The sequence below is a fragment of the Reyranella sp. genome, assembly GCF_004297265.1.
In the GTDB taxonomy this organism is placed as follows: domain Bacteria; phylum Pseudomonadota; class Alphaproteobacteria; order Reyranellales; family Reyranellaceae; genus Reyranella.
The window spans coordinates 55,832-68,698 of the sequence record NZ_SCUT01000019.1; the positions used below are offsets into that span (position 1 = coordinate 55,832).

Genomic DNA, 12,867 nt, shown 5'->3' on the forward strand with positions numbered 1-12,867 from the left:
GCGCGATGGTTTGCCGTCGCTGCTGCAGGGACCGCGTCAGTTTGGCCGCAAACTCAAGCGGCCTTCGCCCATTCGCGCAGGACGAACTTCTGCACCTTGCCGGTCGACGTCATCGGCAGGTCGCGGAACACCACGTAGCGCGGGCATTTGAAGCCCGCGAGATTGGCGCGGCAGTGGGCGATGATGTCCTCCGCGGTTGCCGTGGCGCCGGGCTTCAGCATCACGAAGGCGCAGGGCGTCTCGCCCCACTTCTCGTCGGGCTTGGCGACGACGGCGGCATTGGCGACGGCGGGGTGGGCGATGATCACGCCCTCGACCTCGATGGTCGAGATGTTCTCGCCGCCCGAGATGATGATGTCCTTGGACCGGTCGCGCAGCTCGATGTAGCCGTCCTCATGCATGACGCCGAGGTCGCCGGAGTGGAACCAGCCGTTGGCGAAGGCGTCGCGCGTGGCGGCGGGGTTCTTGAGATAGCCCTTCATGGTGATGTTGCCGCGGAACATGACCTCACCCATCGTCGTGCCGTCGCGCGGCACCTCTTTCATGGTCGTGGGATCCATCACGGTCGCGCCGTCCTGGGCCGCATAGCGCACGCCCTGACGCGCTTTCAGCCGCGCGCGGTCGTGGGCGGGCAGCGCGTCCCATTCCCGGTGCCAGGAGCAGATCGTGGCCGGGCCGTAGACCTCGGTGAGGCCGTAGACGTGGGTGACCCGGAAGTTCTGCTTCTCCAGCGCCTCGAGCACGGCCGCGGGCGGCGGCGAGGCCGCCGTCATGAACTCGACCCTTCGATTCAGCGGCCGGCGTTCGGCCGGCGTCGCGCCGATGATGAGCTGCATGATGATCGGCGCGCCGCACATATGGCTCACGTCGTTGTCGGCCAGCGCATCGAAGATCGGTTTGGCGGCGGGGCGGCGCAGGCAGACCGAAGTGCCGGCCACGAGCGCCAGGGTCCACGGGAAGCACCAGCCATTGCAGTGGAACATCGGCAGGGTCCACAGATAGACCGGGTGCAGGCCGATCGGCCATTGCGTGGCGTTGCCGTAGGACGAGAGGGTCGCACCGCGATGGCTGTAGACGACGCCCTTGGGATTGCCGGTCGTGCCCGACGTGTAGTTGAGGGTGATCGCGTTCCATTCGTCCGACGGATAGGCCCAGGCGAAATCGGGATCGCCGTCGGCGATGAATTCCTCCCAGGTCGTGTCGCCGATCTGCGCGCGGTCCTCGCAGGCCGGATCGTCGATGTCGACGACCAGCGGCTGTGTCCTGGCGATCGCCAGCGCCTCGGTGACGACGCGATGATATTCGCGATCGACCAGCAGCACCTTGGTCTCGCTATGGTCGATGATGAAGGCGACCATCGCGGCGTCGAGGCGGGTGTTCAGCGAGTTCAGCACGCCGCCGGTCATCGGCACGCCGAAATGCGCCTCGTACATCTCCGGAATATTGGGCGCCATGATGGCGACCGTGTCGCCGACGCCGATCCCGACCTTGACCAGTGCCGAGGCGAGACGCCGGCAGCGTGCATAGGTCTCGGCCCAGGTCTGGCGACGTTCGCCGTGGATCAGCGCGAGGTGATCGGGGTAGACGCTGGCGGTGCGCTCGATGAACTGCAGCGGCGTGAGCGCCGCGAAATTCGCAGGCGTCTTGTCGAGGTCGCGCTCGTAGATGTTGTGGGCGGCAAGGACGGTCTTGTGCGAGACCGGACGCGGTGCGGCGAGGCGCGTCACCGACGTGCGGCTCTTGACCGAGCGACGCAGGCCCGGACGGGCGATCGGCTTGGGCGCGAGCTTCTTGGGAGCAGGAGCCTTCTTCGGAGATGAGGCCTTCTTTGGCGCCGCCTTCTTGGCGACGCGCCGGACCGGCTTCTTCGCCTTGGCGGCGACCTTGCGCTTGGCCGGAGCCTTCGACTTGCTGCTGCCTTTTCCCGTCTTGCGCTTGGCCATGATCTCTTCCGTCTGCCTCCCTGGGTGGCGGCACTCTCTCACAGGGCGCCGTGGCTACTCCAGCTTGATATCGAGGTCCTTCAGCAGCTTTGCGAAATACACCTGGTCTTCACGCACCTGCCGCGCGAAGTCGGTGTTGGACTGATGTTCCACGTTCTGCGCCACGAGGAGCAATTTCTCCTTCATGTCGGGCAGCGCGGCCGCCTGTGCAGCCGCGTCCGACAGTCGCTTGAGGACGGCCTCGGGCGTTCCCCGGGGCGCGAACAGGCCGAACCAGCTTCGGGCGCGGAAGCCCTTGAGGTCGAGGCCGACCTCGGTCGTGGTCGGCGTGTCCGGCAGGTCGGGCAGGCGCGCCGGCTGGTCGACGAAGGCGGCGAACACCTTGCCGGCCTTGGCGTAGGGCACGAAGGAGGGATCGAAGACCATCTGGATGCGGCCGTCGAACACGTCGCCCGTGGCGTCCACGATGGTCTTGTAGGGCGAGTGCTGCATCTCGATGCCGGCGGCGCGGGTCAGCACCTCGCCGGTGAGATGGGTGATGGTGCCGAGGCCCGAGGAGCCGAACCAGTATTTGCCCGGGTTCGCCTTGGCCAGCACCACGAACTCGGCCCAGCTCCTGGCGCCCAGCGCATTGGTGAGGGTGACGACCAGGATCGGGGTCGAGAGGCGCGCAACGGCGACCAGGTCCTCGGGATTGTACGGCACCTTCCGCGCCGCCGGCGTGATGGCCATGATCGCGGTCGGCGAGAGGAGAAGCGTATAGCCGTCGGGAGGCGCCGTCGCGACCATCTGCGCGCCGACACCGCCCGATGCACCGGGCTTGTCCTCGACGATGATCTGCTGGCCGAGCGAGGCGCTCATCTTCTCGGCATAGAGTCGCGCCACCTGGTCGGCCGAGCCACCGGGCCCGTAGGGCACGATCAGGCGGATCGGCTTGGCTGGCCAGTTCGTGGATTGAGCCTGCACACGCGTCGACGCCAGCGCGGCAAGCCCGCCCAGCGTCACCCCACGGCGACCGATCATCGTTCCCTCCCAGGAACCTTTTGTTACCGGGAGGATAGCGGGAGACGGCGAGCGGCGACAGCCGTTCCTAGACGAGGGCGAAGGACTGGAGGAACTGGCGCGTCGCCGGCTGGTTCTCGATGCCGGCCTTGCCGTCGACGACGAGCTGGAAGAGGCGGCCGCGCGACCAGTAGATGCGGGTGACGGCGACGTTGCCGTTGCCCTGCACGACCGTGAACTCGCGGCCCTCTACGCGACCGATCTGCAGCTTCTTCTCGTCGCGATAGGAGTTGCCGGCCGCGGCGCCGTTGCGCACCTGGCTCAGGATCACGTCGGCCGCGGCGCCCTTGGTGATGGTGGGCGGGTAATCGACATAGGAGGCGATATAGGCGACCCGCGATACGATCGAGGTCGCTTCGGTCATCGGCACGGTGTTGCCGTTGCCGATCGGCACCTGGACGATGGCGATCTTCGGCAGCGCCGGCAGCTCGACCCGGAAACGCCCGCCCTCGGGCTTGTATTCCAGCCACCCCTGGGCACGCGCCATCGCCGGCAGCAGCGTCGCCGCGCCGCCCGTCATCAGCCCTGCAAGGAAACGTCTCCGCATCGAAATACTCCTCTGACGCTCGCGACCTTACGAATACGTCGACAAGGTGTGAGGCGACAGGCCATTTTAAGTCGGGTCACCATGTCGGCCGCTGGTCCTCGGGAACTCGAACTCTGTGTAAAGGCATCGCATCATGTCGCTGAACGAACCGGTTCCCCAGCCGCCCCTGAAACCCATCGTCGGTAACCTCACGGAGCTGCAGGGCGGCTGCCCGGTGCAGAGCCTCATGAGCCTTGCCCGCACTTACGGGCCGTTCTTCAAGCTGACGATCATGGATCACGATGTCCATGTCGCGAGCTCGCAGGAACTGGTCAACGAACTGTGCGACGAGACGCGGTTCGGCAAGCGCGTCCAGGGGGCCCTGAAGGAAATCCGGGCGATCGCCGGCGACGGGCTCTTCACCGCCTATGGCCACGAGCCCAACTGGGCCAAGGCCCATCGCATCCTGGTCCCCGCGTTCGGGCCGATCGCCATCCGCGGCATGTTCGACAGGATGCTCGACATCGCCGACCAGATGTTCGTGCGCTGGGAGCGGTTCGGCCCGAGCGCCGTGATCGAGGTCGCCGACAACATGACGCGGCTCACCCTCGACACGATCGCCCTCTGTGCCTTCGACTACCGCTTCAACAGTTTCTACCAGGACGACATGCATCCCTTCGTGTCGGCCATGGTGGGAACGCTGCAGGAGGCCTCGAACCGGGCGCGGCGGCCGAAACTGCTCAGCAACCTCATGCTGTCCAAGGCGCGCCAGTTCCAGGCCGACAAGGAGCTGATGGACAAGGTGGCGCGCGAGCTCATCGCCGAGCGCCGCCGCGACCCGAAGGGCAACGAGAAGAACGACCTGCTCAACCTGATGCTGAACGGAGTCGATCCGGTCACCGGCGAGAAGCTGAGCGACGAGAACATCGGCTATCAGATGATCACCTTCCTGATCGCCGGCCACGAGACCACGAGCGGGCTTCTGTCCTTCGCGACCTATCTGCTGCTCAAGAATCCGGACGTGCTGCAGAAGGCGCGGGCCCTCGTCGACGAGGTGCTGGGCGAGGAGCTGCCAAGGGTCGAGCATCTGGCGCAGCTGCGCTACATCGAGCAGATCCTGATGGAGGCGTTGCGCATCTGGCCGACCGCCTCGGTCTTCTCCGTCAGCCCGCACAAGGACACCGTGCTCGGCGGCAAGTACCCGCTCACGACCAAGGATATCGTGATGGTCCTGGAGCCGATGCTGCATCGCGATCCCAAGGTCTGGGGCGACGATGTGGAGGCCTTCAGGCCGGAGCGCTTCGCGCCGGAGAATGCCAGCCAGTTGCCGCCGAATGCCTGGAAGCCTTTTGGCAACGGCGCGCGCGCCTGCATCGGGCGGCCTTTCGCCATGCAGGAAGCGCAGCTCGTGCTCATTCTGATGCTGCAGCGCTTCGACTTCGTGCTCGACGACCCGTCCTACACGCTGAAGATCCACGAGACGCTGACGCTCAAGCCGGAAGGGCTGCGCATCCGCGCCCGGTCGCGGCGCACGGGAACGTCGCTGCGGCGCAGCGCCGTGCCGCCGACGCGTCAGAAGCCGCTCACGCCGCAGCCCGCGCAACGACCCGCTTCGGAGGCCGCCGCCACGCCGCTGCTCATTCTCTATGGCAGCAATACCGGCTCGTCGGAGGCTTTCGCCAATCGCATCGCCGACGAGGCGCCGGCCAACGGCTTCACGCCGACCGTGGCAGCCCTGGACGATTATGCCGGCAACCTGCCCCGCGAGGGGGCGATCGTCGTGGTCACGGCGTCCTACGAAGGGCAGCCGCCGGACAATGCCCGTCAGTTCGTTTCCTATGTCGAATCGCTGCCGGAGGGCGCGCTGACGGGTGCGCGGTTCGCGGTGTTCGGCTGCGGCAACCGGCAATGGGCGCGCACCTACCAGGCGATTCCCAAGCGGGTCGATGCCGCTCTCGCCAGGGCCGGCGCCACGCGACTCGCCGAGCGCGGCGAGACGGACTCGGGCGGCGACTTCTTCGGCGCCTTCGACGAATGGTGGGCGGCCTTCCTGCCGCGCCTGCGCGAGGCGATGGGCAAGGAGGCCGCCGCCGCGCCGGCCGCGTCCGGCCTGCAGGTCGAGTACGTCAAGGACGGTCGCGAGGGTGCGCTGCGGCTGGGCGACCTGCAACGTGGCATCGTGGTCGAGAACCGTGAGCTGGTGGACATGAGCGCGCCGAACGCGCGCTCGAAGCGGCACCTGGAATTCTCGCTGCCCGACGGGATGACCTATCGGGCGGGCGACTATCTGGCGGTCCTGGCGACCAACCCGCAGGAGCTGGTCGATCGCGTGCTGCGCCGCTTCGGCCTGGCGCGCGACACGCTCATCGTGCTTCGCCGCGACGGTACGGCCAGCCTGCCGGTCGGCCGGCCGGTCAGCTGCGGCGAGCTGCTGTCGAACTACGTGGAACTGGCCCAGCCCGCGACGCGCGCCCAGGCGGCCGCGCTTGCCGCGGCGACGCCGTGTCCGCCCGAACAGGCCGAGCTTGAAGCCATGGCGGGCGAGGCCTACGCCACATCGGTGCTCAAGCTGCGTTGCAGCGTTCTCGACCTGCTCGACCGTTTCCAGTCCTGTGCGCTGGGCTTCGGTGCCTATCTCGACATGCTGCCGCCCATGCGGGCGCGGCAGTATTCCATCTCCTCGTCGCCGCTCTGGAAGCCCGACCATGTAACCCTGACGGTCGCCGTGGTCGATGCGCCGGCCTATTCGGGCAACGGTATCTTCCGCGGCGTGGCCTCGTCCTATCTCGCGCATCTGCAGCCGGGCGACCGCATATCCCTCGCGGTGCGCCCCTCCAATGCGCGTTTCCATCCACCGGCGGATCCCCGCACACCGATCATCCTGATCTGCGCTGGCTCCGGCATCGCGCCGTTCCGCGGTTTCCTGCAGGAACGCGCCACGCAGAAGGAAGGCGGCCAGGACGTTGGACCGGCCTTGCTCTTCTTCGGCACCAACCATGCGGGAGTCGACTATCTCTATCGCGACGAACTCGCGCGCTGGGAGGAGGCGGGCGTCGTCTCGGTGCTGCCGGCTTTCTCGCTGCAGCCGCGGGGCGAGGTTTCGTTCGTGCAGCATCGCGTATGGGAAGAGCGCGCCCGCATCGTGGAACTGTTCCGGCGAGGCGGCACCGTCTTTGTCTGCGGCGACGGCCAGTACATGGCGCCGGCCGTGCGCGAGACACTGGTGCGAATCTATCGCGAGGCCTCGGGCGCCAGCGAGGCCGACGCCCAGAAGTGGGGCGAGATGGTCGAACACGAGCACGGGCGCTTCGTTTCCGACGTCTTCGCCTAAGCCCCCCTGCGAGTCGGTTTCACATAACCACATTGCGACGGGCCGGGGCCGGGGCTAAGCCAAGGGCGGAAACGCAAAGGATGCCGGTCATGGCTGTTGGCGACAAATATCGTGCGTTGCATGCGCGGTCGCTCCAGGATCCCGAAGGATTCTGGGCGGAGCAGGCGGCGGCGATCGACTGGACGAAGCGCTGGGACAAGGTGCTCGACGGGACGAATCCGCCTTTCTATCGCTGGTTCGAGGGCGGCGAACTCAACGCCTGCCACAATGCGCTGGACCGGCATGTCGACGGGGGACGCGCGGACCAGGCGGCGCTGATCTACGATTCGCCGCTCACCAACACCAAGAAGACCTTCACCTATCGCGAGCTGCGCGACCAGGTGGCGCGCATCGCCGGGATGATCGCCGCGCAGGGCGTGGGCAAGGGCGATCGCGTCATCCTCTACATGCCGATGATCCCCGAAGCGGTGATGGCGATGCTCGCCTGCGCGCGGCTGGGGGCCATCCATTCGGTCGTGTTCGGCGGCTTCGCGGCCAAGGAACTGTCGAGCCGCATCGACGACTGCGCGCCGAAACTGATCCTCACCGCCTCGTGCGGCATCGAGCCGTCGCGCATCGTGCAGTACAAGCCGCTGGTCGACCAGGCGATCGAACAGGCGAGGCACAAGGTGCCACGGGTCATCCTGCTGCAGCGCCCGCAATGCGCGGCGACGATGGTGCCGGGTCGCGACCTCGACTGGAACGAGGCCCTCGCATCGGCGCAGCCCGCCGCGTGTGTGCCGGTCAAAGCCACCGATCCGCTCTACATCCTCTACACGTCGGGCACGACCGGCCAGCCCAAGGGCGTGGTGCGCGATACCGGCGGTTACTGCGTGGCGCTCGCCTGGTCGATGAAGAACCTCTACGGCGTGCAGCCGGGCGAGGTCTACTGGTGTGCCTCGGACGTGGGCTGGGTGGTGGGCCACAGCTACATCGTCTACGGGCCGCTGATCCACGGCGCGACCTCGATCCTCTATGAAGGCAAGCCGGTCGGCACGCCCGACGCCGGCGCCTTCTGGCGCGTGATCTCCGAACACAAGGCGATGGCGTTGTTCACCGCGCCGACCGCCTTCCGCGCGATCAAACGCGAGGATCCGGACGGCAAGCTGCTGAAGCACTATGACCTCTCGCAGTTCCGCACCCTGTTCCTCGCCGGTGAGCGCGGCGATCCGCCGACCGTCGAATGGGCGCAGAAGCTGCTGGGCGTGCCGGTGGTCGATCACTGGTGGCAGACCGAAACCGGCTGGGCGATTTGCGGCAACTTCCAGGGCCTGGACCCGATGCCGGTGAAGCTCGGCTCGACCTCGGTGCCGTCGCCAGGCTGGCAGCTCGACGTGCTGGACGAGAACGGCCATCCGATGAAGCCGGGCGAGGTCGGTGCGCTGGCGGGCAAGCTGCCGTTGCCGCCGGGAACCTTCCCGACGCTGTGGAATGCCGACGAGCGTTACCGGCAGAGCTACATGAGCGAGTTCCCGGGCTACTACAAGACCGGCGACGCGGGCTTCATCGACCAGGACGGCTACGTCTCGGTGATGACCCGCGTGGACGACGTGATCAACGTTGCGGGCCATCGCCTTTCGACGGGTCAGATCGAGGAGGTGCTGGGCGCCCACGCCGACGTCGCCGAATGCGCGGTGATCGGCATCGCCGACGACCTGAAGGGTCAGGTGCCGCTGGGCTTCCTGGTGCTGAAGGCCGGCGTCAACCGGCCGCCGCAGGAGATCACCAAGGAGGTCGTGCAGATGGTGCGTGACCGCATCGGTCCCGTCGCCTTCTTCAAGAGCGCGCTGGTCGTGCAGCGGCTGCCCAAGACGCGCTCCGGCAAGATCCTGCGCGGCACCATGCAGAAGATGGCCGACAGCCAGCCCTGGATCCTGCCGGCCACGATCGAGGATCCGGCGGTGCTGGATGAAATCAAGGACGGCCTGAAGACGGCCGGGTTCGCAAACAAATCATAGGAGCGCGCCACTCCAGTGGCGCTCATGAGTGAAGGAAGATGCGCCACTGGAGTGGCGCGCTCCAAAGGCAAGAAGGAAAGACGCATGACTCTCGACATCAACCGCGCCGATCTCACCGTGGGCATCGTCGGCACGGGCGCCATGGGCCGCGGCATCGCCCAGGTCACCGCACAGGGCGGCATGAAGGCCATCATGTTCGACGCGGCGCCGGGCGGTGCGGCAAAGGCCAGGGCCGCGATCCTCGACACGTTGAAGGGCCTGGTCGCCAAGGGCCGTCTCACCGAGGCTGACCTCGCCAAGGCGGAGGCCAATCTCGGCGTCGCCGAGAAAATCGAGGATCTCAAGGGCTGCCACGTCGTCGTCGAGGCGGTGTTCGAGAATCTCGAGGTGAAGCAGAAGCTGTTCGGCGAGCTCGAGGCGGTGATCGCGCCCGACGCCATCCTGGCCTCCAACACCTCGTCGATCCGCATCGCCTCGATCGCACGCGCGCTGAAGCATCGCGACCGCGTCTGCGGCATGCACTATTTCAATCCCGTGCCGCTGATGAAGCTGGTCGAGGTCATCCGTGCCGCCGACACCGCGCAATGGGTGGTCGACGCCATGGTGGCGCTGGGCAAGCGCCAGACCCGCGTGCCCGTGGTGGTCGGCGACACGCCGGGCTTCCTGGTCAATCTCGGCGGCACGGCGATCGGCACCGAAGGCCTGCGCATCATGCAGGAGGGCCGGGCGACGCCGTCACAGGTCGATGCCGTGATGCGCGACACCTGCGGCTTCCGCATGGGCCCGTTCGAGCTGATGGACCTCACCGGCATCGACGTGAACTTCCCGGCGCGCAAGATCATCTACGAAGGCTTCTTCCACGACCGGCGCATGACGCCGAGCCCCTATCACGAGAGCCTCTATGCGGCGGGCAAGCTCGGCCGCAAGACCGGCGGCGGCTGGTACGCCTATGACGAGAAGGGCGCGAAGATCGATGCCGGGGCCGACCATCCGACCTCGCACGTGCCGGCGTCGAGCGTGGTCATCATGGACACGCACAACACCAAGCTGATGGGCCTGGTGAGCGCCGACGGCGCGAAGATGCTGGCGGCCGACGACGGCAAGAGCCCGATCTTGGTGGCGCCGATCGGCAAGGACTGCACCACGACCGCGATCGAGCTTGGCCTCGACCCCAGGCGCACCGTCGCGGTCGACCTGACCGGTGACGTGTCCAAGCGCATCACCATCATGATGGCGCCGGGCTTCGATCCGGCGATCCGCGACGCCACCGTGGCGCTGCTCGCCAAGTCCGGCACCAAGGTGACGGTGATCAAGGACTCGCCGGGCTTCATCGCCCAGCGCATGTGCGCGATGATCGCCAATCTCGGCTGCGAGATGGCGATGATCGGCATCGCCTCGGCCGCCGACGTCGACACGGCGATGACGCTCGGCCTCAACTATCCGCGCGGCCCGCTGGCCCTGGCCGACTGGCTGGGCGTCAAGGAATGCCACGAGATCCTGGTGCAAATCCAGGCGATCACCGGCGACGACCGCTACCGCCCCAGCCAGTGGCTGCGCCGCCGCGCGATGCTGGGGCTCAGCGCCACGACGGTCGAGTAGAGATCGGCAAGGAACAGTGTCGTCGAATCGCCGTTCAATCCCCTGCAGACTTTGCAGGGGAACCCGATGAAGCGACGTATATGGACGGCGGTCGGCCTCGCGCTGATCGTTTACGCCACCGCCGGAGCCGGACAGGCCCAGCAGCTCAAGAACGAGAACCTGCTCGTCGGCGTGCCGCAGGGTTTCAAGCTGGGCTTCAAGGATTCGAAGAACGGCATGAACATGCAGGAGTTCGTCCCGGCGGCCGAGACGGTGCAGAACTGGACGGAGATGGTCACGGTTCAGGTCTTCCTGAGCCGGAAGGACCTGGAGCCGTCCCAGTTTCTCGCCCTGATGCAGAAGCAGTGGGCCGAGGCGTGCAAGGGCAGCACACTCACGCCGGTCGCAAGCGGCAAGGTGAACGGCTACGAGTCCGCCACGGTCCTGCTGCGCTGTCCCTTGCTCGCGTCCACAGGCAAGCCGGAGACCACGATGCTGAAGGCGATCAAGGGCAACGACAGCTTCTACGTCGTGCAGCGCGCCGTGCGGTCGGTCCCGACGCCCGAGCGGCTGGAGACGATGAAGAAGTACATCGAGAGCGTCAGCGTCTGCGACTCGCGCCTGCCGTCTCGGCCCTGCCCAACCGTAAAATAGCGCCGGTCAAATAGCGGCGCCGCTCAGGCCAGCGTCAGGATCAGCGGCCCCCGACGGGTCGCGACCAGCGTATGCTCGTACTGCACCGTGGCCTGATGTAGCGGCGGGTGCAGCGTCCAGCCATCGTCCAATTCTTCGACGTAGTCAGCGTCCAGCGACAGGAATGGCTCGATCGTGAAGACCAGGCCTTCCGTGATCCTGCGGCGGTCGTGCTTCTCGTACCAGGTGGGAATTTCCGACGGCTCGTCGTGTAGCGACCGCCCGACACCGTGGCTGCGCCGCCGCGCGATGCTGGGATTGAGCGCGACGACGGTGGAGTGAAGCGTCGCTGTTCGATACCAACTCACCGCCGCGACGATTGATATACGCCGGGTAACATCAGGTTATTTTTTGCGAGGTCGTTGAATTCTCCTTGTTCGTCCGAGGCGTGTCCGCATCCCACATCGGGTGTCTCACATCCAACTGGAGATGCGGACAATGATCAGACATACACTCTCGGCGCTCGCGGGCGCGCTTGTCATTGTTGCTGGGGCAAGCCCCGTCTTCGCGCAAGCGGGCGAAGACAATATGGCACGCTGCCAGCAGCTTCACGGCCTCTGGGCAAAACACAACGGAACCTCGGCCTACAGCAAGATGCTGGATGCCGACATGGGTCTCGAACAGTGTCGCAAAGGCAACTACACCGCGGGCGTCGCGCAACTGAAGAGCGTGTTGCAGCGCCAGCAGATCCCTGTCCCGGCGGCCCCGTCGGTAGCGGCGCAGTAGCCGAAGCATCTCTAGGTTTCGGCAGGGAGAGCGCGGGGCGATGGTCCCGCGTTCTCTTGGCGCCGGAAGTCGACGTTTGCGTACGTCGAGAGCGTCTGCGACTCGCGGCTGCCGTCGCGCCCCTGTCCGACGGTCAAGTAGCGCGCGCTGCTCAAGCCAGGGTCAGGATCAACGGCCCGCGTCGCGTCGCGACCAGCGTGTGCTCGTACTGCACCGTCGCCTCGTGCCCGGGCGGGCGCAGTGTCCAGCCGTCATCCATTTCTTCGACGTAATCAGCGCCCAGCGACAGGAACGGCTCGATCGTGAAGACGAGGCCTTCGGTGATGCGGCGGCGGTCATGCTTCTCGTACCACGTGGGGATTTGCGAGGGCTCATCGTGCAGCGACCGGCCGACGCCGTGGCTCGCCAGATTGCGCACCAGGCTGTAGCCCTTCTTCCGGGCGAAGGTCTCGATGGACCGTCCAACCTCGTTCAGGCGCGCGCCCGGCTTCACGGCGCGGATGCCGGCCCACATGGCCCGGCGTCCATCCTCGCAGAGGCGTTCGATCTTGGGGCTGGTCGGCGGCACGGCGAAGCTCGCGCCGGTGTCGCCGAAGAAGCCGTCCAGCTCGGCCGAGACGTCGATGTTGATCAGGTCGCCGGCCTTGATCGCCGTGTCGTCGGGAATGCCGTGGGCGCAGTCGGGTCCCACCGAGATGCAGGTCGCGCCCGGAAAGCCGTAGGTGACTTCGGGGGCCGAGCGGGCGCCCTCCTTCTCCAGCAGGGCGCGGCCGAGATTGTCCAGTTCCCGGGTCGTCATGCCGGGCTCCAGCGCCTGACCCATGGCGGTGAGGGTACGGGCCACCAGCTTACCGACGGTGCGCAGCTTCTCCAGCTGGTCTTCATTTTCGATGGTCATGGTCACCCTCCTAACCGCCGTTGACGTTTACGTAAAGGTAAACTACCTACCTTGGGCTGGCGGACGAACCGCCGGCGGCTCACAGTCCCTTCAAGAAGACTGACCCTACCGAT

General features: G+C 66.7%; 9 protein-coding genes and 1 pseudogene. 5 read left to right on the forward strand and 5 right to left on the reverse strand.

What is annotated here, in order from left to right:
* Positions 1-53: 53 nt before the first annotated feature.
* The 3 genes from EPO41_RS06770 to EPO41_RS06780 all read right to left on the reverse strand — a co-directional run bounded on the left by EPO41_RS06770 (position 54) and on the right by EPO41_RS06780 (position 3,552).
* The gene (locus EPO41_RS06770; RefSeq protein ID WP_296322262.1) at positions 54-1,943 is read right to left on the reverse strand and encodes an acyl-CoA synthetase; all 1,890 of its coding nucleotides are present in this window, start codon (positions 1,941-1,943) and stop codon (positions 54-56) included.
* Positions 1,944-1,997: 54 nt separating this feature from the next.
* The gene (locus tag EPO41_RS06775) at positions 1,998-2,966 is read right to left on the reverse strand and encodes a tripartite tricarboxylate transporter substrate binding protein (protein WP_296322265.1); all 969 of its coding nucleotides are present in this window, start codon (positions 2,964-2,966) and stop codon (positions 1,998-2,000) included.
* Positions 2,967-3,033: 67 nt separating this feature from the next.
* Positions 3,034-3,552 (reverse strand): hypothetical protein, encoded by a 519-nt coding sequence (locus EPO41_RS06780; RefSeq protein ID WP_296322268.1) that lies wholly within the window; start codon positions 3,550-3,552, stop codon positions 3,034-3,036.
* A 133-nt stretch (positions 3,553-3,685) separates the two neighbouring features.
* Between EPO41_RS06780 and EPO41_RS06785 the strand changes: the two genes are divergently transcribed.
* The 4 genes from EPO41_RS06785 (at position 3,686) to EPO41_RS06800 (ending at position 11,091) form a co-directional block, all read left to right on the forward strand.
* Positions 3,686-6,862 (forward strand): cytochrome P450, encoded by a 3,177-nt coding sequence (locus EPO41_RS06785; RefSeq protein WP_296322271.1) that lies wholly within the window; start codon positions 3,686-3,688, stop codon positions 6,860-6,862.
* A gap of 89 nt (positions 6,863-6,951) precedes the next feature.
* Complete coding sequence (locus EPO41_RS06790; protein WP_296322274.1) at positions 6,952-8,859, forward strand: propionyl-CoA synthetase; 1,908 nt, start codon at positions 6,952-6,954, stop codon at positions 8,857-8,859.
* Between the two features lie 84 nt (positions 8,860-8,943).
* Positions 8,944-10,458, forward strand: a complete 1,515-nt coding sequence (locus EPO41_RS06795) for a 3-hydroxyacyl-CoA dehydrogenase (protein WP_296322277.1) — start codon at positions 8,944-8,946, stop codon at positions 10,456-10,458.
* Between the two features lie 66 nt (positions 10,459-10,524).
* The gene (locus EPO41_RS06800) at positions 10,525-11,091 is read left to right on the forward strand and encodes a hypothetical protein (RefSeq protein ID WP_296322280.1); all 567 of its coding nucleotides are present in this window, start codon (positions 10,525-10,527) and stop codon (positions 11,089-11,091) included.
* Positions 11,092-11,114: 23 nt separating this feature from the next.
* On the opposite strand, the pseudogene EPO41_RS06805 reads toward EPO41_RS06800, so the two are convergent.
* Positions 11,115-11,366, reverse strand: a pseudogene (locus tag EPO41_RS06805) (M24 family metallopeptidase); the annotation flags it as partial.
* A gap of 202 nt (positions 11,367-11,568) precedes the next feature.
* Between EPO41_RS06805 and EPO41_RS06810 the strand changes: the two are divergent.
* Entirely contained in the window at positions 11,569-11,856 is a 288-nt protein-coding gene (locus EPO41_RS06810) for a hypothetical protein (protein WP_296322284.1), read from the forward strand.
* A gap of 151 nt (positions 11,857-12,007) precedes the next feature.
* Here the strand turns inward: EPO41_RS06810 and map are convergent, their stop codons facing one another.
* On the reverse strand, positions 12,008-12,754 hold the full coding sequence (gene map / locus EPO41_RS06815; RefSeq protein WP_296322286.1) for a type I methionyl aminopeptidase: 747 nt from the start codon (positions 12,752-12,754) through the stop codon (positions 12,008-12,010).
* Positions 12,755-12,867: the final 113 nt, after the last annotated feature.

Bases quoted from the DNA above. Each gene is read 5' to 3' on its own strand.
- EPO41_RS06770 (WP_296322262.1), bottom strand. From the start codon at position 1,943: ATGGCCAAGCGCAAGACGGGAAAAGGCAGCAGCAAGTCGAAGGCTCCG.
- EPO41_RS06775 (WP_296322265.1), bottom strand. From the start codon at position 2,966: ATGATCGGTCGCCGTGGGGTGACGCTGGGCGGGCTTGCCGCGCTGGCG.
- EPO41_RS06780 (WP_296322268.1), bottom strand. From the start codon at position 3,552: ATGCGGAGACGTTTCCTTGCAGGGCTGATGACGGGCGGCGCGGCGACG.
- EPO41_RS06785 (WP_296322271.1), top strand. From the start codon at position 3,686: ATGTCGCTGAACGAACCGGTTCCCCAGCCGCCCCTGAAACCCATCGTC.
- EPO41_RS06790 (WP_296322274.1), top strand. From the start codon at position 6,952: ATGGCTGTTGGCGACAAATATCGTGCGTTGCATGCGCGGTCGCTCCAG.
- EPO41_RS06795 (WP_296322277.1), top strand. From the start codon at position 8,944: ATGACTCTCGACATCAACCGCGCCGATCTCACCGTGGGCATCGTCGGC.
- EPO41_RS06800 (WP_296322280.1), top strand. From the start codon at position 10,525: ATGAAGCGACGTATATGGACGGCGGTCGGCCTCGCGCTGATCGTTTAC.
- EPO41_RS06810 (WP_296322284.1), top strand. From the start codon at position 11,569: ATGATCAGACATACACTCTCGGCGCTCGCGGGCGCGCTTGTCATTGTT.
- map (WP_296322286.1), bottom strand. From the start codon at position 12,754: ATGACCATCGAAAATGAAGACCAGCTGGAGAAGCTGCGCACCGTCGGT.